The 20,848-nt window shown below is 63.4% G+C and carries 17 protein-coding genes; 5 read left to right on the forward strand and 12 right to left on the reverse strand.

Annotated features, from left to right (window positions below; all coding sequences use genetic code 11):
• Window positions 1–199 precede the first annotated feature (199 nt).
• Complete coding sequence (locus C1H84_RS14745) at window positions 200–1,633, reverse strand: sugar nucleotide-binding protein (protein ID WP_113607817.1); 1,434 nt, start codon at window positions 1,631–1,633, stop codon at window positions 200–202.
• The gene (gene rfbB / locus C1H84_RS14750; RefSeq protein ID WP_113607818.1) at window positions 1,630–2,652 is read right to left on the reverse strand and encodes a dTDP-glucose 4,6-dehydratase; all 1,023 of its coding nucleotides are present in this window, start codon (window positions 2,650–2,652) and stop codon (window positions 1,630–1,632) included. The genes C1H84_RS14745 and rfbB overlap by 4 nt, the downstream gene beginning before the upstream one ends.
• Before the next feature lie 102 nt (window positions 2,653–2,754).
• Here rfbB and rfbA point away from each other — a divergent pair, with 102 nt between their 5' ends.
• On the forward strand, window positions 2,755–3,663 hold the full coding sequence (gene rfbA, locus C1H84_RS14755) for a glucose-1-phosphate thymidylyltransferase RfbA (protein WP_113607819.1): 909 nt from the start codon (window positions 2,755–2,757) through the stop codon (window positions 3,661–3,663).
• Window positions 3,664–3,820: 157 nt separating this feature from the next.
• On the opposite strand, the gene C1H84_RS18075 is transcribed toward rfbA, so the two are convergent.
• The gene (locus C1H84_RS18075) at window positions 3,821–4,138 is read right to left on the reverse strand and encodes a hypothetical protein (RefSeq protein WP_146956127.1); all 318 of its coding nucleotides are present in this window, start codon (window positions 4,136–4,138) and stop codon (window positions 3,821–3,823) included.
• Window positions 4,139–4,217: 79 nt separating this feature from the next.
• On the opposite strand from C1H84_RS18075, the gene C1H84_RS14765 reads away from it, so the two are divergent.
• Window positions 4,218–4,814: a sunset domain-containing protein gene (locus C1H84_RS14765; RefSeq protein ID WP_181728160.1), complete on the forward strand. Its 597-nt coding sequence runs from the start codon at window positions 4,218–4,220 to the stop codon at window positions 4,812–4,814.
• Between the two features lie 100 nt (window positions 4,815–4,914).
• Here the strand turns inward: C1H84_RS14765 and C1H84_RS14770 are convergent, their stop codons facing one another.
• The 5 genes from C1H84_RS14770 to ilvD form a co-directional block, all read right to left on the reverse strand.
• A complete protein-coding gene (locus C1H84_RS14770; protein ID WP_113607822.1) occupies window positions 4,915–5,613 on the reverse strand; it encodes a class I SAM-dependent methyltransferase in 699 nt (232 codons plus the stop codon).
• A 138-nt stretch (window positions 5,614–5,751) separates the two neighbouring features.
• Window positions 5,752–6,783, reverse strand: coding sequence for a ketol-acid reductoisomerase (gene ilvC / locus C1H84_RS14775; RefSeq protein WP_047118871.1), 1,032 nt, complete (start codon window positions 6,781–6,783; stop codon window positions 5,752–5,754).
• Window positions 6,784–6,926: 143 nt separating this feature from the next.
• Window positions 6,927–7,445, reverse strand: a complete 519-nt coding sequence (gene ilvN / locus C1H84_RS14780; RefSeq protein WP_053797884.1) for an acetolactate synthase small subunit — start codon at window positions 7,443–7,445, stop codon at window positions 6,927–6,929.
• Between the two features lie 3 nt (window positions 7,446–7,448).
• Window positions 7,449–9,332, reverse strand: coding sequence for an acetolactate synthase large subunit (locus tag C1H84_RS14785; protein ID WP_053797883.1), 1,884 nt, complete (start codon window positions 9,330–9,332; stop codon window positions 7,449–7,451).
• Window positions 9,333–9,631: 299 nt separating this feature from the next.
• On the reverse strand, window positions 9,632–11,335 hold the full coding sequence (gene ilvD / locus C1H84_RS14790; protein ID WP_053797882.1) for a dihydroxy-acid dehydratase: 1,704 nt from the start codon (window positions 11,333–11,335) through the stop codon (window positions 9,632–9,634).
• Window positions 11,336–11,846: 511 nt separating this feature from the next.
• Between ilvD and C1H84_RS14795 the strand changes: the two genes are divergently transcribed.
• A complete protein-coding gene (locus tag C1H84_RS14795; RefSeq protein ID WP_053797881.1) occupies window positions 11,847–12,308 on the forward strand; it encodes a hypothetical protein in 462 nt (153 codons plus the stop codon).
• A gap of 103 nt (window positions 12,309–12,411) precedes the next feature.
• Here C1H84_RS14795 and C1H84_RS14800 read toward each other — a convergent pair whose 3' ends face one another.
• The 3 genes from C1H84_RS14800 to C1H84_RS14810 are packed head-to-tail and all read right to left on the reverse strand — an operon-like array spanning window position 12,412 to window position 17,931.
• On the reverse strand, window positions 12,412–14,334 hold the full coding sequence (locus C1H84_RS14800) for a glycosyltransferase (protein WP_113607823.1): 1,923 nt from the start codon (window positions 14,332–14,334) through the stop codon (window positions 12,412–12,414).
• Window positions 14,331–16,034, reverse strand: coding sequence for a hypothetical protein (locus C1H84_RS14805; RefSeq protein WP_113607824.1), 1,704 nt, complete (start codon window positions 16,032–16,034; stop codon window positions 14,331–14,333). The genes C1H84_RS14800 and C1H84_RS14805 overlap by 4 nt, the downstream gene beginning before the upstream one ends.
• Complete coding sequence (locus C1H84_RS14810) at window positions 16,024–17,931, reverse strand: cellulose biosynthesis cyclic di-GMP-binding regulatory protein BcsB (RefSeq protein WP_113607825.1); 1,908 nt, start codon at window positions 17,929–17,931, stop codon at window positions 16,024–16,026. The genes C1H84_RS14805 and C1H84_RS14810 overlap by 11 nt, the downstream gene beginning before the upstream one ends.
• A gap of 274 nt (window positions 17,932–18,205) precedes the next feature.
• Between C1H84_RS14810 and C1H84_RS14815 the strand changes: the two genes are divergently transcribed.
• A complete protein-coding gene (locus tag C1H84_RS14815) occupies window positions 18,206–19,717 on the forward strand; it encodes a putative bifunctional diguanylate cyclase/phosphodiesterase (RefSeq protein ID WP_047118863.1) in 1,512 nt (503 codons plus the stop codon).
• 193 nt (window positions 19,718–19,910) lie between these two features.
• Complete coding sequence (locus C1H84_RS14820; RefSeq protein WP_113607826.1) at window positions 19,911–20,198, forward strand: hypothetical protein; 288 nt, start codon at window positions 19,911–19,913, stop codon at window positions 20,196–20,198.
• A gap of 82 nt (window positions 20,199–20,280) precedes the next feature.
• Here C1H84_RS14820 and idi read toward each other — a convergent pair whose 3' ends face one another.
• Window positions 20,281–20,802, reverse strand: coding sequence for an isopentenyl-diphosphate Delta-isomerase (gene idi, locus C1H84_RS14825; protein ID WP_047118861.1), 522 nt, complete (start codon window positions 20,800–20,802; stop codon window positions 20,281–20,283).
• Window positions 20,803–20,848 lie beyond the last annotated feature (46 nt).

The following is a 20,848-nucleotide window of genomic DNA, read 5'->3' on the forward strand; positions in this document are numbered from 1 at the left end:
CGCGATAAATCAAGTACTAGTGCACCGAAGCCCCGAAACCTCTGAATTTGGCGGACGCCCTCGCGATAAGGTCCTGACTAGAAGATTTGTAACTTCCATCAAGTTTGCGAACCCTTCTTTTACTTGCGCGCTGTCACGAATCCCTCGAACACAGGACGACTTACTCGTTATTTACTGAGTTACGTGGTGTGTCCGATAGTTAGTCGACCATTTGATTGGCATCCGACTTTGCCTTAAGATATTCCGCCAGACGAACTAAGTACGAAGACGGGCTGTACCCGGTTCCTCGGATCTTTTCGAGACTAAAAGTACTATTCCTAGGACGTGGCGCTGCCAGGTCAACTGAGCGTGAGTACTCGCTTGCGGACGTTGGCTTCACCTGCTCTGGATCGTGTCCAGTGAGTTCATAGATCGTTCTCGCCACTTCGAACCAGCTGGTAGCCGGACCGTCGCATTGAAGATGGTAGACACCGCCAAGCTGCCCCGTATCGATCAGGTGCAGAATGGCTCCAGCCAAATCCTCTGCAAAGGTCAGCCTTCCGAATTGGTCGTCAATCACCTGCGGCGAGATGCCGCGCATTGCTAGCTTGAACATCGTGTCGACGAAGTTCTTGCCATCCCCGACAACCCAGCTCGTTCGCACCACCGTGTGTTCGGGGTGTGAGGAAACTGCGGCCTCGCCGGCGGCTTTGCTTTGGCCATATACGCCCAGTGGTGCAAGGGGATGGTCTTCGCCCACGTACTCGTCTTTTCCGTCGAATACGTAGTCCGTGGATACGTGAACAAGCTTCACATCATTCTGGGTGCAGCGGGCCGCCAGATCCGCGACAGCTGTGGCGTTGACCCGCCAAGCATTTCGTCGGCCTTGAGGATTTTCGGCCTCATCCACGGCTGTCATGGCCGCGGCATTAATGACATGGCTGTACGTAGACCAAGGGAAACCGTCGAGGAAATCAGGCCTTTCCAAATCGACCTCGGCGCGAGTGAACACCTCGATCCGCGGATCCTGCTGGCCCATTTGTGCAAGCGCACGTCCCAATTGCCCGTTGCCGCCGAAGACCGCAATTTTCTTTGGCAACACCGGCTTGGCTTTGTCCAACATCGGATGGTTCCGATCCGCGTCGGAGATCACCGCTTCTTCGATAGCAATCGGCCAAGCGATTCCCAAAGCGGGATCCGCCAGGTTGACGTAGCTGTACTCCGAGCGGGCCTGTTCGGTCCAGTGCTCGGTCACCAAGTACGAATAGACCGTTCCTTCTTCAAGAGTCTGGAATCCGTTAGCGACCCCTCGCGGAATGAACAATGCAGAGTCCGGCCCGACAACTGCGGTGTGGACTGCGCCGAATCCCGGACCGGGGCGCAAATCCACCCAGGCTCCGAAAATCTTGCCGGAGAGCACCGAGATGTACTTGTCCCAGGGCTCTGCATGAAGCCCCCGGGTCGTTCCGCGCTCGGCGTTAAAAGAGACGTTGTTCTGCACCGGGCGAAAGTTGGGAAGCCCCGCGGCAACCATTTTTTCGCGTTGCCAGTTTTCCTTGAACCACCCACGCGCGTCTCCGTGCACGGGCAGCGTCAGTTCCAGCAGACCCGCGATCTCGGTTGGTTGGACGATCAGCTCTTTGGCCTCGTTCATGCGGTCGCCGCCTGAGAAGCGTTGCGGAGTTGCTGCGCATATCGACGCTCCGTGTTCGCCTTGCTCGGCTCCCACCAGGCCTGATTACTCCGATACCAGTCAATGGTCTGCGCGAGGCCGCGCTCAATGTCCGTGTACTCAGGCACCCAGCCCAGCTCGGTACGCAGGGCCGTGGAATCGATGGCGTAACGCAGATCATGGCCCGGGCGATCCAGCACATGCTCGAACGCATTCTCCGGCTCGCCCATGAGCCGCAAGATCATCTTCAGTACCTCGACGTTGTTGCATTCACCATCGGCGCCGATCAAATAGGTGCGTCCGGCCTGTCCCTTCTCGACGATACGCTGGACCGCCGAGGAATGGTCCCGAACATGGATCCAGTCGCGGACGTTGGTTCCGTCGCCGTAGAGCTTCGGCGTTTCCCCGATCAGGACATTGGTGATCTGTCGTGGAATGAACTTTTCGACGTGTTGGAACGGGCCGTAGTTGTTGGAGCAATTTGAAAGCGTCGCATTGATGCCGAATGACCGCACCCACGCGCGCACCAAAAGGTCACTGGATGCCTTGGTTGACGAGTACGGGCTCGACGGATTGTAAGGAGTGGTTTCGGTAAACCGCTGCGGGTCATCCAGCGCCAGGTCGCCATAGACTTCGTCGGTGGAAATATGGTGGAAACGCACGTTGTGCCGGCGTACGGCTTCAAGCAGTTCAAAGGTACCCACGACGTTAGTCCGCACGAAGACCCCTGGATCATGCAGCGAGTTATCGTTGTGCGATTCCGCCGCGAAATGCACAACGACGCCGTGCATCGCGACCAGTTCGTCCACGAGAGCCGCGTCGGCGATGTCGCCGACGACTAGTTTGACCCTGTTGCCTGGAAGGCCTTCAAGAGACAGCCGATTGGCCGCATAGGTCATCTTGTCGAGGATGGTGATGGCGCTGTCGGAGTGCTCGATCATGTGGTGGACATAGTTGACCCCAATGAATCCCGCTCCCCCAGTCACAAGGATTCTATTCATAGCCCTACGCTAACCAGCAATACGCGCGTGATGTGCAGACCTAGAGAATTTCGAGTACGGATACTCTGACAACCAGTATTGCGCCGTTGCTAGGCTCGACTCATGAGGGGAATCATACTTGCTGGGGGAACTGGGTCGCGCTTGCACCCAATTACGAAGGGCATTTCAAAACAACTGGTGCCGGTCTTTGATAAGCCCATGATTTACTACCCGCTATCTACATTGATGCTGGCTGGTATTCGGGACATTCTGATCATTACGACGCCTCAGGACGAGGCCCAATTTCGAGACTTGCTCGGCGATGGTTCGCAGTTCGGGATCGAGCTTAGCTACAAGGTGCAGCCAAAACCGGAGGGGCTGGCACAGGCGTTCATTATCGGTGCCGAACACATCGGGGACGAGTCTGTTGCCCTGGTCCTGGGAGACAACATCTTCCACGGACCGGGCTTCGGCACGCAGCTGCGGAAATATGTAGACCAGCCGGGGGCCACGGTGTTCGGATACTGGGTCAAGGATCCGCGGGCCTATGGTGTGGTGGAATTCGACGAATTCCACCGAGCGATCTCGCTGGAGGAAAAGCCGGCAGAACCGAAGAGCCACTACGCAGTGCCGGGGTTGTACTTCTACGACAATTCCGTGGTCGGCAAGGCGCAAACGCTTGCGCCTTCACCGCGTGGCGAATTGGAAATCACGGACATCAACCGCCTGTATCTCGACGAGGGAAACCTGAATGTGAATGTCCTCGCGCGGGGCACCGCGTGGCTGGACACCGGGACTTTCGAGTCGCTGAACGACGCGTCCAATTTCATTCGTACCGTCGAGGCACGGCAAGGCTTGAAAATCGGCGCACCGGAAGAAGTCGCCTGGCGTCAGGGGTTCATCGATGACGCCCATCTGCGCGGTCTGGCCGTCGCGCTGGGCAAGAGCGGCTACGGCGATTATCTCAATGAGCTGCTCGATCACAGCTTCGCAGACCCATATCATGCGGCCACGGATCCGCTCGGCGTCTAGGCACGTTCACATACGATACATACAGATGCGGAAGTCTTGGAACAACCACATGATTGTTCCAAGCCTCCCGCCATCATTTTGCCAAGTCGCGGCAGACCTACCCCTTGTAGTGGCCAGTTCGACGTCTTCGTCAGCACGGTCCTAATGGCGGCCAAACCTACCTGCCTGCCTCGACATCGTGCATGATCGTCAGTTTGTTGCAGCAGAGCGTACCTGGATGGCAGCCGACTTCTCCAATATAGATGACCTTGGAAGTATGCAGGAATGCACGCAGCTGAAATACAGCCAAACCTTTGGTTTCCAGCGAACAGTTGATTTTCTTCGATCTGATCTGGTCACGAGAATGATAAACGGCATCCGGAGGGAGCACTGTCGAGCCCAGTGCATACAGCACAAGATGGTTCGCCAAGACCTCGGACCAGCCGCCACGCTGCTTGTTTGCCACGACGGGAAACCGAGTTTCTCCAAGGTTCATCGATCGACTAGACTCACCTTTGACATGAGTATTTTCATCTCGGTCATCATCACTTCCTGGGGGAAAAATGAATAAGATCATGCAGCGGGCACTTGTCGTCCTCGCTTCCGGTGCGCTCGTCTTCTCGGGTGCATCAGCCGCCACGGCGCAACCACAGGTGGCTGCGCCAACCGCTATCAGCGTGGTTGCCGCTAAGAAAGCGCCGGCAGTTTCAATCCAGAAGATCGGCAACAAGTCCGTTTCCGGATCGGCCAAGGCCACCATCAAGCCGAGCTATTCGAAGGCGAAGAACGTCAAGGTCAAATCCGCGACGCTTACCGTGAAGAAGGGCTCCAAGACTGTCGCCAAGAACAAGGCCTCAGTGAAGCTGTCTACCGGGACGTACAAGGTTACGACGTCGGTCAAGTACCAGCTCAAGGGCAAGACCTCGACGGTGAAGAAGACCGAAACCGTGAAGGTGACCAAGAAGGTCACGAAGAAGACGCCGGTTTCCAAGAAGGGCTACGGTTACAAATGCCCCGCCGGCTATCCGGTCAAGGGCAACCGCACTGGCAGCAATAAAGAGTGGAAGTACCACGTCAAGGGCGGCGCATTCTATGACCGCACGAAGCCCGAGGAATGCTTCAAGAACACCAGCGATGCCCGCAAGGCCGGCTACCGAGCTTCCAAGCGCTAATTTCGGCTAGCCCCACCAACGGCCGGGCACGAACGCGATCTTCGCGTTCGTGCCCGGCCTTTGTCGATCAATCGATTGCTTCCTATCCCGATGCAGCTGTTCAGGTTCGAAGAGAGAAGAAAAGAAAACTCAGGAACGAATCGCGCTCGCGCAGCTTCTCCGGCACGATCTGCTCTGGCGCATCCTTGGAATACGGCGGTTCCCAAATTCTCTCGATGCTGAACCCAGCCTGCAGAAAGGCGTTGGCCATTTCGTGCAGGGGGTGGTGCCAGTAGGTGAGCTCTGCGGGCTGTCCGTTGAAGGTGAATTCGTCGGTGTACTGCGTCGCCTCGAAGTAGTCCTTGCCCGGATGGTTCCACGGATAGAGGAGTGGATGGTTCACCGAAAGGATCAATCGACCGCCCGGTTTCAGGATTCGACGCACTTCCAACAACGCCTCGTGCCACGTCGGCAGGTAGTGGAAAACGAGCGAGGCCACCGCATCGTCAAAGGTGTCCGATTCGTAAGGCAGAGCGTCACCAAGTCGGGCGACGCTCAGCTCGACGTCCTCCCCCACTCTGCGCTGTGCCAGATTGATCATCGCGACACTCGAGTCGAAGCCCTCGACGCGGGCACCACGATCCACCAGGGCCGCCGCCAGCGGTCCCGACCCGCAGCCGATGTCCAGGATCCTGCGCCCTGAAACGTCTCCGGCAAGCTCCAGCATCGCGGGCCGCTCATAGTAGGCGTTGAGCAGGCTGGAAGCGTTCTCGTCCGAATAGGCCTGTGCGAAATCGTCGTAGTTGGTCTGCGTGGTCACCGGTCAGCTCCTTTGGTTTTCACCGAGCCTAGTGACCAGACCTGAAATTTCCCGGAGAATGACAAGGCGCCTGTTGCCGGCATTAATCATGCCGGCAACAGGCGCCTTGGTCGTGAAGACTGCCCGGTCAGGTTCCGCTTAGCGGGCTACGGAACCGTCAACGTAGTCATCGCTCGATGCGTCCGAGATCCAGGAGAACAGCGAGCGCAGCTCGCGGCCGGTGGTCTCGATCGGGTGGGCTTCGCCCTTGGCGCGCAGTTCCAGGAACTCCTTGGCGCCGTTGGCCTGGTCATCCATGAAGCGCTTGGCGAAGGCTCCGGACTGGATGTCGGCCAGGACAGCCTTCATGTTCTCCTTCACCTCCGGCGTGATGACGCGCGGGCCGGAGACGTAGTCGCCGTACTCCGCGGTGTCGGAGATCGACCAGCGCTGCTTGGCGATGCCGCCTTCCCACATCAGGTCGACGATCAACTTCAGCTCGTGGAGCACCTCGAAGTAGGCGATCTCCGGCTTGTAGCCGGCCTCGGTCAGCACCTCGAAGCCGTACTGCACCAGCTGCGAGGTACCGCCGCAGAGCACAGCCTGCTCGCCGAACAGGTCGGTCTCGGTCTCTTCGGTGAAGGTGGTCTCGATGACGCCGGCGCGGGTGCCGCCGATGCCAGCTGCGTAGGACAGTGCCAGGTCCTTGGCGCCGCCGGTGTAGTTCTGTTCCACGGCGATCAGGTCAGGGATGCCGCGGCCTGCCTCGAACTCGCGGCGCACGGTGTGGCCCGGAGCCTTCGGGGCAACCAGGGCCACGTCGACGTTTGCCGGCGGCTGGATGAAGCCGAAGCGGATGTTGAAGCCGTGGCCGAAGAACAGGGCGTTGCCCTCTTCCAGGTTCTCGGCGATCGAGTCGGCGTAGACCTTGGCCTGGACCTGGTCCGGGGTCAGGATCATGATGACGTCGGCCCACTTGGCGGCCTCGGCAACGGTGGCGACCTTCAGGCCTTCGGCCTCGGCCTTGGCGCGGGACTTGGAGCCCTCGGCCAGGCCGACAGTGACGTCCACACCCGAGTCGCGCAGGCTCAGTGCGTGCGCGTGGCCCTGGGAGCCGTAGCCAATGATGGCTACCTTCTTGCCCTGGATGATCGAGAGGTCTGCGTCGTCGTCGTAATACAAATCAGCCATGTGAATTGCTCCTTGGTTGTTTCGGAACGGAAGTTTCTGTTGCTGGCACCAGCATCTATGTTCAAGTCTGGTGCCTTGGATTGTGAAATTTGGTGTTCGTGTCCGAAGAAGTCATATTCGCCTTCTTCGGACACGCTTCGGCGCTAGGCCGAAAGGCTCTTCAGGGCCCTGTCGCTCATCGACTTGGAACCGCGGCCCACGGCCAGGGTTCCTGCCTGGACGATCTCGCGGATGCCGAAGGGCTCCAGCACCGAAAGCAGCGCCTCGATCTTGGCCGCGTTGCCGGTGGCCTCGATGACCAGCGAGTCGGTGGCCACGTCGATCACCGACGCGCGGAACAGCTCAGCGGCCTGGGTGACCTGCAGCCGGGTGGCGGCGTCGGCGCGGACCTTGACCATGATGTGGTCGCGCTGCACGGAGGATTCCGGCAGCAACTCCACGATCTTGATGACGTTGATCAGCTTGTTCAGCTGCTTGGTGACCTGCTCCAGGGAGTCCCCCTCGGCGTCGACCACCACAGTCATGCGGCTGATGCCCTCGATTTCCGTGGGTCCCACGGCCAGCGAGTGGATGTTGAACGCACGGCGGGCGAAGAGGCTGGCAACTCGGGTGAGTACGCCGGGAACGTCTTCGACCAGCACGGACAGCGTGTGCTTTGCCATTCTCTAGTCTTCCTCTTCCCATTCTGGGGTCATGCCCTTGGCGATCTGGATCTGGTCGTTGCTCACTCCGGCGGGGACCATCGGCCACACCATGGAGTCCGCGGAGACCACGAAGTCGATGACCACCGGGCGGTCGTTGATCTCCAGCGCCTTCTGGATGGTGGCGTCGATGTCCTCGTCGCGTTCGCAGCGCAGACCCACGCAGCCGTAGGCGTCGGCCAGCTTCACGAAGTCCGGAACGCGCGCGGTGCCGTGGCCCGTGTTCAGATCCGTATTCGAGTAGCGTGCGTCGTAGAACAGGGTCTGCCACTGGCGGACCATGCCCAGCGAGGAGTTGTTGATCACCGCGACCTTGATCGGGATGTTGTTGATGACGCAGGTGGCAAGCTCCTGGTTGGTCATCTGGAAGCAGCCGTCGCCGTCGATCGCCCAGACCACGCGGTCCGGCTGGGCCACCTTGGCACCCATGGCCGCTGGCACCGAGTAACCCATGGTGCCCAGGCCCGCGGAGTTCAGCCACGAGCGCGGACGCTCGTACTTCACGAACTGCGCGGCCCACATCTGGTGCTGGCCCACGCCGGCGACGTAGACGCCCTCCGGGCCGGTCAGCTCGCCGATGCGCCCGATGACGTTCTGCGGGGCAGACAGGCCGTCGTGGGTCTCGGTGTAGCCGATCGGGTAGGTTTCGCGCAGGCGGTCAAGCAGCGACCACCAGTTGGACAGGTCCTGCTGCGGCTCGGTCTCGAACCGGGTTTGGCAGGCCTCGATAAGCTGCGGGATGATCTCGTCCAGCGAGCCCACGATCGGCACGTCGGCCACGCGGTTCTTGGAGATCTCCGCCGGATCGATGTCCGCGTGGATCACCTTGGCGTTCGGCGCGAACGAGGACAGCACGCCGGTGACGCGGTCGTCGAAGCGGGCGCCGAGGGTGATCAGCAGGTCGGACTGCTGCAGGGCGGTCACCGCGGAGACGGCGCCGTGCATGCCCGGCATGCCCACGTGCTGCGGGTGCGAATCCGGGAACGCCCCGCGGGCGGTCAGGGTGGTGACCACCGGGGCGTTGATGAACTCGGCGAAGGCCTTGAGTTCCTCGTGCGCGTCGGCCTTGATGACGCCGCCGCCCACGTAGAGCACCGGGCGGGTGGCGCCGGCGATCAGCTTGGCGGCTTCGCGCAGCTGCTTGTTGTGGCCGCGGGTGACCACGCGGTAGCCGGGAAGCTCGACCTTCGGCGGCCACGAGAAGGTCATCTGCGAGGTCTGGGCATCCTTGGTGATGTCCACCAGCACCGGGCCGGGACGGCCGGTCTGCGCCAGGTAAAACGCGCTGGCCATGACCCGCGGGATGTCCTCCGGGTCGGTCACCAGGAACGCGTGCTTGGTGATCGGCATGGTGATGCCGACGATATCGGCTTCCTGGAACGCGTCGGAGCCGATGAAGGCGCTGTTGACCTGGCCGGTGATCGCCACCATGGGCACGGAGTCCATGTTGGCGTCCGCCAGTGCGGTCACCAGGTTGGTTGCGCCGGGTCCGGAGGTGGCGATGCAGACGCCGACTTCCCCGCTGACCATGGCGTAACCCTGTGCGGCATGGCCGGCACCCTGTTCATGGCGGACCAGGATGTGATTGACCTTGGTCGAGTCCATGAGCGGGTCATAGGTGGGAAGGATGGCCCCGCCTGGTAACCCGAAGACGTCCTTGACGCCCAATTCTTCCAGCGAGCGGACGATGGCTTGTGAGCCCGTCATCTGCGTGGGAGCAACGATGTTATTCGGACCCTGGACCGGGTTCGAAGCTTCCACGACGGAAGAGACAGCGGCGGCGGCATCCTTGGGTCGACTAATTGACTTCGCAACCGACGCCGGATTGGCGGGTGTGGAGTTGCTCATCTGGATCCTTTCCATTTCTATCTCTTCATCTGCGCATAAAAAACGCCCCACGGCCGTCACTGCTGACGAAAGGGGGCTGCGCGTCACCGACGTCCTGCTTGGCGGCAGAACTGGTCTCAGGCTCCGCGCCTGATAACTAGTAGTACATCGGTGGTTGTTTGCATGTGTCTAATCTTTCTTTACCTAGTGGTAAAGATCAACTCGCACCCCGTGCCATCTCATTATATGAGACGAATGTCCATTGGGTGGACGCATGACACGCCCACCCGCGGACAAACTTCTGATTTTCCCCGCGGCTGCTAGCCGCAATAGGCGCCTGTGGAGGCCGACTTCACCAGCTTGGCGTACTTGGCCAGCACGCCGGAGGTGAACTTGGCGGGCAGCGGCTCCCAGCCGACCTTGCGGGCTTCGAGTTCCGCCTCGTCGACCAGCAGGTCGAAGCTGCGCGCCTGCATGTCCACGCGGATCCGATCCCCGTCCTTCACGAACGCAATCGGTCCCCCGTCCACGGCCTCCGGAGCCACGTGCCCGATGCACAGGCCCGTAGTGCCTCCGGAGAACCGGCCGTCGGTCAGCAGCAAGACGTCCTTGCCCAGGCCCGCGCCCTTGATGGCGCCGGTGATGGCGAGCATTTCGCGCATGCCCGGCCCGCCCTTGGGCCCCTCGTAGCGGATCACCACCACGTCCCCGGCCTGCAGCTCGCCGCGGTCCAGCGCATCCAGGGCGCCCTGCTCGCGCTCGAAGACGCGGGCGGTGCCCTCGAAGACATCCGCGTCGAAGCCAGCGGACTTCACCACGGCCCCCTCCGGGGCCAGCGTCCCGTGCAGGATCGCGATGCCGCCGGTTTGGTGGATCGGGTCCTGCATGGCGCGCAGGATCTTCCCGTCCGGATCCGGCGGGGCGATGTCCGCGAGGTTTTCCGCCACGGTCCTGCCGGTGACTGTCAGGCAGTCACCGTGCAGCAGCCCCGCATCCAGCAGCGCCTTCATGACCACCGGGACGCCGCCGATGCGGTCCAGGTCGTTCATGACGTAGCGGCCGAAAGGCTTCAGGTCCGCCAGGTGCGGCACCTTGTCGCCGATGCGGTTGAAGTCCGACAGCTGCAGATCCACCCCCGCCTCGCGGGCGATGGCCAATAGGTGCAGCACCGCGTTGGTCGAGCCGCCGAAGGCCATGAGCACCGCGATGGCGTTCTCGAAGGCCTGCTTGGTCATGATGTCGCGGGCGCGGATGCCCTGGCGCAGCATCTGGACCACGGCCTCGCCGGAACGCCGGGCGAACATGTCGCGACGGCGGTCGGCCGAGGGCGGGGCGGCGGAACCCGGAAGGCTCATGCCCAGCGCCTCGCCGATGGAGGCCATGGTGTTGGCCGTGTACATGCCGCCGCAGGCGCCTTCACCGGGGCAGATGGCCTTCTCGATGCGCTCGAGGTCGGTCTCGCTCATCTTGCCGGCGGCGCAGGCGCCCACCGCCTCGAAGGCGTCGATCAGGGTGACGTCCTTTTCCGTGCCGTCCTCCAGCTTCACCCAGCCGGGCATGATGGAGCCGGCGTAGAGGAAGACCGCCGAAAGGTTTAGCCGGGCGGCGGCCATCAGCATGCCGGGCAGCGACTTGTCGCAGCCGGCCAGCAGGACCGAACCGTCGAGGCGTTCGGCCATCATCACGGTTTCCACCGAGTCGGCGATGACCTCGCGGGAAACCAGGGAGAAGTGCATTCCCTCGTGGCCCATGGAGATGCCGTCGGAAACGGAGATGGTGCCGAACTGCATCGGGAACCCGCCGCTGGCGTGGACGCCTTCCTTGGCGCCCTGCGCCAGGCGGTTCAGCGAAAGGTTGCACGGGGTGATTTCGTTCCACGAACTGGCGATGCCGATCTGCGGTTTGGCGAAGTCCTCATCCCCCATGCCGACCGCGCGCAGCATGCCGCGCGACGGAGCAGCGTGGATGCCGTCGGTCACTGCACGCGACCGCGGCTTGATGTCCGGGCTGGAGTCATGGCTCATAAAACATCATTCTAGGAGTCAATATGACCACTTGGGCAACCCATGACGCGCACATGACACAAATAGGTTGCCGAAAGCACTGATCAGATTGTCCAAAACGCTGCACTCCGGGAAGGTACGCCGCTTCTCCTGGTCTTGTTGCGGTGGCACGCATGCCCGGCCGGCAAGCGGAAAATGCTGACGCACTTCCCCCTCCCCGCCCTCCAACCCCTCCTGCCTCCCTGTTCCCGGTGAAGGATTCATGGGCCGTGGCACTCTATTCCGGTCCGATGGGACAAGCTCAACGTCGTGCCGCCCCATCGCCACCGCTGCCTTGCGTGCGCCCGGTACACCACCTGTAGACACGTAGGCAGGGCCCCTCGGTGCTACGGCAAGCGGAGCGCAACGGCACGAAATATTCTCGGTGCGCTCGGGCCACTAACCGCTGATCTGGTGTCGTTCACCTGAGAATTCCATGTGGCCAGCCCGCTGACTCACCGGCCTGTAGGTATTACTTAGTAGAGTGAGATACATGGACACCAGCCCAGCCGAGAACCCGACCGAGCAAGTCAAGACCCGCCTGCACCATGTCTTCGACTCGCAGATCCCGAATTTCGCCAGCTACAACCTGGTGGCCGGAACCGGCATCGCCGGCTCCGGAGGGCTCAAAGTCATCGGCTATCGCCGGCAGCCGGCCGAACTGGTCCTCGCGCCGGTCAACTCCAGCGATCTCACCGCTTCCGAAGACGCCATCACGATCAACAACACCAACGTCAACCAGCTCGCCCTGCTCAATGACGGCGAGTACGAGGTAGCGACCTCCACCGGACGGGTATTCCGATTCTCCATCCCGCTGCACCCGGGCATCGATCTGCAGCTCGATGACGCCGTCTCGCTGTCGGCGGTCATCGACCAGGAAGACGATGCCAAGGACTTCGCGGATTTCATGGACCACTTCATGAACACCATCGAGGGCACCGAGAACTTCGTTTAACAGCCCGCACCTAGGCCTGGAAAGAACAACCCCGACGCCACTGCCCCGGCATCCCGCACCCCAAAGGGGGCAGGATGCCGGGGCTGTTGCGCACCGCGGCTGCTCAGCTGGCCAGGAACTCGTCCTCTTCATCCAGTCCATGCGGGGTCTTCTCCCACACGTGCGGGGTACGGACCATTTGGTAGGCCGCGCGCCATGCCGCGATGGAATGCAAGACCCAATAAGCGGGGTTCAGCAGCGCGAAGGCCGCCACCCGCGCACCGTAGCGTCGCCACGCGACGATACCGGAGACCACAATCATCATGGCGTTGCCGAAGATCATGGTGCCCCAGCCCAGGGCAAGCAGGCCTTGGGGAAGATCCAGGCCGATGAACTGCACGCCGATGTAGGTCACGATGGTGAAACCAAGCACCAGCGGATACGCCAAGAACGCCAGCGGGGTTCCGGCAATCAACCCGATCATGCCGACGGCGCCGCCCAGCCCGGTGCGTTTGGCGAAACGCAGCGGGCGGCGCATGTTGACCGCCGCGGTCACCATGTAGCCCTTGATCCACCGGGTGCGCTGCCTGATCCACGCCGGGACCTTCGAACAGGCCTCCTCCCAAGTGGTCGAATTGATGATGCCCACCCGGAAGCCGCGCACGCTGGCGCGAAGCCCCAAATCGGCGTCCTCGGTCACGTTCCACGGATCCCAGCCGCCCAATTCACGCAGCTGGCGCGCACGGAAGTGGTTGGACGTGCCGCCCAGAGGCAGCGGAATCCCCGTGCCTTCAAGGCCGGGAAGCATGGAATCAAACCAATGCGAATACTCGACCGCGAACATCTTGGTGAGCACGTTGTGCTCCGCGTTGAAATAGTTCAGCGCCGCCTGCACGCACACGAGCGGGCGCACGGTGCCGTCAACCTGCGACCTGATCCGCTCGTCTTCGCGGAACGCATCGATCGCCTTGCGAAGCTGGTCCGGTTCCGGCCGGTCCTCCGCATCATAGATCACCACGAACTCTCCATTGGCCATCGCCAATCCGTAGTTGCAGGCACGGGGCTTGGTCTGCGGCACCCCGCGCGGGACCACCAGGATGCGCACATTGCTCGGCGGGGCCGCCGCCTTGGCCGCGGCGATGGTTTCCTGGTCGTCTTCTTCCAGCAACAGCAGCACTTCCAGCTTGGATTTCGGGTAGTCCAGCGCGCCGATGTTCTCCAGCAGCTTGGCGATGATGTTCGCCTCGTGGAACGCGGGGATCAGGATGGTGTAGATCGGCAGTTCGTCGTCGGGGATGCGATCCGTGCTCGGTGCCTTGACCCCGTAGCGCTTCCGCCACAGCCCGAGCCTGCGCGCGGCCAGCCGGCGGCGGGCGCGCTGGATCGGGGCATTGATGCTGGCAACCGTCTTAAACAGGATGCTTGTGGCAAAGCTGATGTTCGCCGCGAAGAGGACCACGATCATCGTCCGGCGGAAGTCCACCACGAGTCCGGCGATGAACACCGCCAGCAGGATCGCGGGAAGGACCATTTGCCAAATTGTCAATGCGACTTTCGCTGACTGGGCGGGATCGTCCACGGACAGCCGGTCCGCCGCGTCATATAGCATTTCCCGGCGGAAGCTCGCCTGGAGCGCCTGCTGGATGTCCCAGTCGGTCGTCGCCACGACATCCACCGGCGCGCCGAGAAGTTGCCGGGCTTCCGCCAGGACGGCAGGGGTCGGCGCAGTGCAGGTAGCGATCGTGATCCGCCCGTCATCCTGCCGCCGGTAGGGCAGCCAGGCCGAAGACAATGCCCATTCATGGTCGAGTTCCGCCAGCAGATCCGGTTGCGGCGGATCTTCGACCAGGTCAACCAGCGTGGTGCCCCACTGTCCGGCGAGCGCGGCGTACATGTCGCGGCGTTGCACGGCCCCGGCCAGCAGCAGGTGGCGGCCGAGCAGTCCGCCTTCGCGGCGCTGGTCTTCCAAGGCCCGGTCGATGTCGGACTGGGTTGCCAGATGCTGATCCACCAGCAGCTGCCCCAAGGGCTTGTAGGCGGAGTTCATCGATCGATCCTTTGCAGCACGGCGTGCGTGGGCGAGGTGTAGACGGTTCGGTAGCTGGCCCGCGCAGAGGGCCGCGCGATGAACGCCTGGTCGACCAGGTCCACCGGCCCTGAATTGACCGGCGCCCCGTCCTTTTCGACATTCAGCAGCACCCAGCGGGCATGCGCCGCCGGGTTGTCCAGGGCCTGGGTGAAGTTGTCCCCGGAGGCGCGCAGGAAGATCTGCGAGATATCGATGCCCAGCAGCGGCACGATCGCGTTGCCTCGGGCGCTTTCATCAAGCAGCAGCCCGCCGCCGTCGTAGTTCTGCGCCAGCCACTGCGCCGCCTCGGTGGAATACCGGGTGGAGCCGGCGCTCATGGCGGCCTCGGCCAGCACCGGCGCGCGATCGACGGGACCGGCAATCCACCAGCCAAGCTGCAGCAGCACTGCCGCGCCGAGCCCGGCCGCCGCGCCCGCGCGCAGCACCTGCCGCGCCTGAAGTCGCCAGTTGTCCTTCCACGTGAGCCACTGCCCGGCGGCGTCCACTGCCAGCGCCGCCGCCAGCAGGAAAAACGGCATGGCGGTCATGGCGAAGCGGTTGTTCCACCAGGTGCTGGGCAGCGAATGCGCGTTGTTGATCGCGGTCTGGCCCAAGTACATGCTCACCACCGCGAAGACATAGGCGCTGGAGGTCAGCCAGAGCACCAGCCCCGGCGTTTGCAGGCGCCACCGGTAGGCGGCGACCAGCAGGCCCGCACCGGCGAGCACGAGCAGCAGCACTCCGGCGGTGCCCAACACCGAGGAATGGAACGTGAGCAGGGTCAGCCCCAAATTGCCCTTGGTGGGCAGCAGGCCGCTGCTGCTGATGGAGGACTGCTGGGCGCTGGCCGAGTAGGGGCCGAACATGAATTCCAACGGGTCCCCGTAGATCCCCCAGTTGTAGGCCAGCCACCAGCACACCGCCAGCGCGGGAATCCATGCGTATCCGGCGGCCATGATGATCATCTGCTGGAGCGAACGGGTACGTCGCAGGGTCACCACGCACACGAAAATGGTGCCGGTCAGCGCCAGCATCCATCCTTCGTAGCGCGAGAGCATGGCCGCCGCGGTGGGAATTCCGGCGAAGACCGCCAGCTCCCCGGCGCTCATCCTGCGCGGCGCCAGCGCCCAGCGGCTCAATCCGGACAGCGCGGCGACGAGGAACAGCAGCAGCACCGGTTCGGTCAGCGCCGTGGTGTAGAGATACAGCACGCTGGGGTTGGCCAGCAGCAGAACCAGCATCGCCAGGCGGCCGGCACGGCCGATGCCCAGACGGGCCGCGATGCGGTAGAGTCCCGCGGCGGTACCGGACAAGGCGGCGCTTCCCAGCAGGGCCGCGGCCCACCCGGTATGGAAGAGCGGGTCGATCGCCACCAGCGGGATCAGCAGCAGGTGCGGCACCGGCAGCCATACGGTGCCCAACTGTTCGAAGCCGGGAGCCATCGAGTCGATCACGCGTCGTGCGATGGTCAGGTGGCTCTGGGCGTCGGAGTAGGCCATGGCCCAGCCGCTGGGCACGGTGACGGCGCTGGCCGCCAGTCCGAGCAGCCCGGCGGCAAGCGCCACCAGCACGGAGCCGGGCACCTTGCGCACCTCCGGCGGGGCGCCCAGCAGCCGCCAGGCACGCTGCAGCCGCGAAACTATTGATTGTTTCGGGGCCGTGCCGGTGCTAGCGCTCATTGGATGAGGGTACGGACTGCGGGCCGCCGGCTGCCGCCTCCGCGGCCGCCTGCGCCTTGGCTCGGCGGTTGGACCTGCGCAAGGCGAACGCGCCAGCCAGACCGGCCAGGACCAGGGCCGCGACGCCGCCGGCCGCCCACCAGGCGTAGGGGCGGTAGTCGTCGGTGAGCGAATCCTGCGGGATCAACGCATTGCTTTCCACTAGGACCGGCGCGGCGCCCTCCTGCGCGACCAGCAGGTTGCGCGAGAGCGAAGACCAGCCGCCGGCGGCTGGCGCCACCCGGTCGGCTAGATCGTGATACAGCGCATCGGTGGCTGTTCCGTCTGGCGACCAGCCGCCGGCCAGCAGCACGGCGCGACCCGAATCCTCGAAGGCCTGCAGCGCGGCGTACGGCTCCTCGGTGCCCACCCCCGCGGAGAGCACGGAGGATTCGATGGTGCGGAAACGTTCCAGGCGCAACGGCGCGCCGAGCTCATCGGCAAGCTGCGCATCGCCTCCCACCACCACGGTGCTCAGCGGCGAGCCGGCCACATCCTCGATGGCAAGGTTCTGCACGTGCAACGGCACGGCGCTGGCCTGTTGCAACGAGGCCAGCAGGCTGGTGGCGAGCGCATTTGCCGTCTCCGCGGAAGTCCCGGCACCCAGGGCGAGGCCCACTTCGCCTGCGGTTTGCTGCGGCAGCATCTCGAATCCCGCGGCGCGGCCCGCGCCGTACTGCGGGGTCACGGTGCTGGCGCTACCATCCAGATGCACCTGGACCGGCAAAGTGCCGGCGATGGCGCAGTTTGCGCCCTGCGCCGCGGCATCCAGCTGGAGGCGCAAGCCGTTGCGCGAGGTGACCAGCGACTGCGGGATCTGGATGTCCGCGTTGAGCGCGGTGCTCTGATCCAGCACGAAGGAATCGACCAGCTGGTCGTTCCAATACACGTTCAGGGCCGCTTCGGTATTCTCCGGGATGGCGCTGTGCGTCCCGGACAGATGCACCTGGGCTCCGTCTAGGCTTGAACCGAGCTGGGCCTCGTCCACTCCGATGTACAGCGAGGATTGGCCGTAGCCCTCCAGCTTCGGTGCGGTGGCGCCGAGATCCGCGAAGCTCATCACCTCCGCCGGGGTCCAGCGCTCGCCCTGGACCGGCGCTGCCTCGGCGTCTACGTGGCGGCCGACCGCCAGGGTGAGTGCCCGGCTGCGGATCACGGTGTCGAGCTCTGCCAGCTGCTCCGCGGTCCCGCTGATCCGCAAGGTGGTTCCGGCGCGATCCAGGGCAAGCTTCATGCCCTGCTCTGCGAGCTCGAAGGCGACGGTGTAATCCGCATCCGCGGCATTCCAGGAGATATCGGCGGACGGGAAGGCAGCGGCCAGAGCGGGGACCGCGCTCAGCGCAGCCTGCGAGGCTTCGCCTTCACCCTGGATGGACACCGAGCCGGGCGAGCTTGCAAAAAACTGCGCCACCGATTCAGGGGCCTTGGCCTCGCCCGCAGCCTGAAGCTGTACCTGGGAGAGCTCAACCTGCTGCGGTTCGACGCTCAGGCAGCGGCCTTCCCGGGACTCGGGAAGCCAGCGGACCGCGACATCCAAGGTGCCGTTCTCCGCCGCGTGCTTCGCGTTCAGCGGCAGGTCGAATGCGCCGGACTGGGCGACCGGCAGGGTCTTGATGATGTCCTTGCCGACGCGCAGCTGCAGCTGCCCGTCCGTGGCCGTGGTCGAGACCCGGCCCTTGATCGACGCAGGCTTCAGCCCCTGTGCCACGGGCACCGTAACGGTTGCCCAAGCTCCGGTGTCGCTGGTGGAGGCCGGCTGGCTGACCTTCACGGATTCATCGGCCAGCGCAGGTGCCGAAGGCAGCAGGCTCAGCATGAGCGCGGAGCCGAGGACAGGGACCAGGATTTTTCGGTTCACATTTCTCCAAAGGGCCGGGCCCGAAACTTTCGAGACCGGTGGCTAGGACACAGACAGCTGCGGTACCCCACCTAGAAAGACCCGGCAATCCCGATCCAGCGTGCTGCAATCCCCAGAGCAGTGTGCACGTCGTGGCTGCCGCCGGAACCTTTTCCGGACCGGCCTGTCAAACTCCGCACTCTAAAACTACTGACCGTTATGGGCAAAAACAAAAAATAATGTGCTAGAACTCTAGTTGGCTTGGACACAAGCCGGACAATGAAGGGACGCACCTGTGCATGAGTCGGCCGATGACCCGAGGATCAAAGAGCTCATCGACGCAATCCTTCGCACCGCTACCGGGGATTTCAGGACGTTTCTGGAACCCAGCAGCCGGCGCGACGGCATCGATGCGATTATCGTGGGGTTCAACGCCATGTCCGCGCGGCTGTCCGAACTCTATGGCCGGCTCGACGAACAGGTGGTCCGGCGCACCGCCCAGCTCGAATCGGCCGGAGAGCAGCTGCGGATCCTGGCCTACAGCGATCCGCTGACCGGGCTGGCCAACCGGGCGGAGCTGGGCCGGCATCTTGATTCCCAGCTTGCCGAGGTGTCTCGCGGTGAGCCTGCCAGCGCTTTGTTCGTGCTGGACCTCGATTCCTTCAAGCTCATCAACGACACCCACGGCCACCATCTGGGCGACCTGGTCCTGCAGGAGATCACCACCCGTCTGCGGCGCATCGTGCGCGACACCGATGTCGCGGCGCGCCTGGGCGGGGACGAATTCGCGCTGCTGGTGCATCTGGACTCCTCCGATGCCCCGGGCTTTGCCGCACGGCTGCTGGCCGAGCTGAACCAGCCGATGGTTCTGGAGTCAATCGTCATCAATCCCGGGGTGAGCATCGGCTACGCCCAGGCGGATGCGTCATTGGATGCCGAGCAATGGATGCAGCAGGCCGACACCGCCATGTACGAGGCCAAACGTTCCAAAACCGACAAGGTCCAGCGTTTCGCGCAGCACATGCTCGTTGAGCGCGTCACCAAGTCCCGGCTGATCGCGGACTTGCGCAGTGCGGTGCGCACCGAGGAGATTTACGCGGACTACCTGCCGATCGTCGATCTTGAAACCTCACGCGTCCTGGCGTATAAAGCCCGTGCCCGGTGGGATCATCCGGAGAAAGGCCTGATCCCGCCTGAGATCTTTGTACCTCTGGCGAAGCAGTCCGGGTTGCTGCCGGCGGTGCGCCACCGCATGGTGCGCAATTCACTGGACGATTTCTCCTCGTGGCGCCGCAGCGGGGAAATTTCCGCGGACTGCCGCCTGCATCTGAATATCAACCACATCGCCTTGCGGGAGGATGCGTTCGCCGCGCAACTGGGCGAGGAGCTGGCCGCACTGCAAATGCCCGCCGCGAACCTGGTCCTGGAGGTCACCGAGGGGCATTTCATCTCGGAAGACGGCGCGGAATTGCGCACCATGCGCAAGCTCAGGGAGCTGGGCATCCAGGTGTATCTCGACAAGTTCGGTGCCGGATACTCGTCCTTCGGCTATCTCGCGAGACTGCCGTTGGGCGGCATCAAGCTCGATAAGTCCCTGACCAATGGCATCGAGACGGATCGGGTCAAGCACGAGGTGCTGCGCGCGATCGTGGCCATGGCTGATGCCCTGGCACTGGATTGCATTGCCGTGGCGGTGCGCACCGACCAGCAGGCGCAGGCGCTGCGGGCACTGGGAGTGGGCACAGCGCAGGGCTACCACGTCGGCGCCTCGGCGAAACGTGCTTCGCTCCCTCCTGAGCGTGGGTAGACTGGGCATATGCGGGAGCAATCCCCCGGTGGCCTGACTCGCACTCGCGGCACCCGGCGGGGCCCCGTTCACACTGAGCATATGGGGATCTATGAATCAATCATCAATGGCCGGAGCGACCGGTACATCCGCGCGGGCGTGGAGCATCACGCGCTTACCGGGAAAACTTCTCGAAGTCACCTTCAGCCCTGGCATGAGCCTCGGCGCAGACGACACCGCGCGTCTGGTGCAGAGCCTGCAGCATCATTCGGGCAGCCGTCCAGCGCGGGTGCTGATCAACGTTTCGGGCCTGAGCAATGTCTGCCCTGAGGTCGCAGGGGTCCTGTCCTCCAATTCACGACCCACACGGTTGGCCTTCCTGGGCGAGAGCCTGATGGACGAGGTGCTTGCCGGCTTCATCCTGCCCGAGCTGGACGACGCGATCACCTCGCGCTACTTCACCGCACGGGCCGCCGCGCTGGCGTACCTCGGCCAGCGCTGAGCCGCCGCAACGCCGCTGGGCCCCGGACACGACTGGACGTCGTGTCCGGGGCCAGCTGCAAGCACGGCGGAGTAATGGCGGTTCAGCCGCGAAGGCCGTAGAGGTCCATGTCCGGGGCCTGCGTGACCAGCCACGGGCTGAACGCCCAGGGGGTGGCGGTCATGGCCCTGCCCAGTTGCAGCGGATCCACCCAGTGGTAGTCCATGACTTCATCGGGCGCCGGAGCCAGCTCCGAGTCGATCACCGCGGTGAACACCGGGCAAATCTCGTTTTCCACGATGCCCGAGGCATCAACCGCCCGGTAGCGGTAGTCGGGCAGCACCACGGACAGGCCGCTGATCTTCATGCCCAGTTCGCGTTGGGCGTGGCGGCTGATGGCGTCCTCGAAGGACTCGCCGGGCTGCGGGTGGCCGCAGAAGGAATTGGTCCAGACCCCGGGCCAGGTTTTCTTGTCCAGCGACCTGCGGGTGACCAGCACCTGTCCCTCGGTATTGAGAACATGGCAGGAGAACGCCTGGTGCAGGGCCGTGTCGGTAGTGTGTACAAGTTCCTTGGGACATGTGCCGATGGGTTCGCCGGTCTCTGAAAGCAGGATTACGTCCATGATCTCAACCGTACCCGAGCTTTCGCGGCCACGGGGCCCGGGCTCG

The organism is Glutamicibacter soli, from assembly GCF_003309065.1.
Lineage (GTDB): Bacteria > Actinomycetota > Actinomycetes > Actinomycetales > Micrococcaceae > Glutamicibacter > Glutamicibacter soli.

Bases quoted from the DNA above. Each gene is read 5' to 3' on its own strand.
- C1H84_RS14745 (WP_113607817.1), bottom strand. From the start codon at position 1,633: ATGAACGAGGCCAAAGAGCTGATCGTCCAACCAACCGAGATCGCGGGT.
- rfbB (WP_113607818.1), bottom strand. From the start codon at position 2,652: ATGAATAGAATCCTTGTGACTGGGGGAGCGGGATTCATTGGGGTCAAC.
- rfbA (WP_113607819.1), top strand. From the start codon at position 2,755: ATGAGGGGAATCATACTTGCTGGGGGAACTGGGTCGCGCTTGCACCCA.
- C1H84_RS18075 (WP_146956127.1), bottom strand. From the start codon at position 4,138: ATGAACCTTGGAGAAACTCGGTTTCCCGTCGTGGCAAACAAGCAGCGT.
- C1H84_RS14765 (WP_181728160.1), top strand. From the start codon at position 4,218: ATGCAGCGGGCACTTGTCGTCCTCGCTTCCGGTGCGCTCGTCTTCTCG.
- ilvC (WP_047118871.1), bottom strand. From the start codon at position 6,783: ATGGCTGATTTGTATTACGACGACGACGCAGACCTCTCGATCATCCAG.
- ilvN (WP_053797884.1), bottom strand. From the start codon at position 7,445: ATGGCAAAGCACACGCTGTCCGTGCTGGTCGAAGACGTTCCCGGCGTA.
- C1H84_RS14785 (WP_053797883.1), bottom strand. From the start codon at position 9,332: ATGAGCAACTCCACACCCGCCAATCCGGCGTCGGTTGCGAAGTCAATT.
- ilvD (WP_053797882.1), bottom strand. From the start codon at position 11,335: ATGAGCCATGACTCCAGCCCGGACATCAAGCCGCGGTCGCGTGCAGTG.
- C1H84_RS14795 (WP_053797881.1), top strand. From the start codon at position 11,847: ATGGACACCAGCCCAGCCGAGAACCCGACCGAGCAAGTCAAGACCCGC.
- C1H84_RS14800 (WP_113607823.1), bottom strand. From the start codon at position 14,334: ATGAACTCCGCCTACAAGCCCTTGGGGCAGCTGCTGGTGGATCAGCAT.
- C1H84_RS14805 (WP_113607824.1), bottom strand. From the start codon at position 16,034: ATGAGCGCTAGCACCGGCACGGCCCCGAAACAATCAATAGTTTCGCGG.
- C1H84_RS14820 (WP_113607826.1), top strand. From the start codon at position 19,911: ATGAGCCTCGGCGCAGACGACACCGCGCGTCTGGTGCAGAGCCTGCAG.
- idi (WP_047118861.1), bottom strand. From the start codon at position 20,802: ATGGACGTAATCCTGCTTTCAGAGACCGGCGAACCCATCGGCACATGT.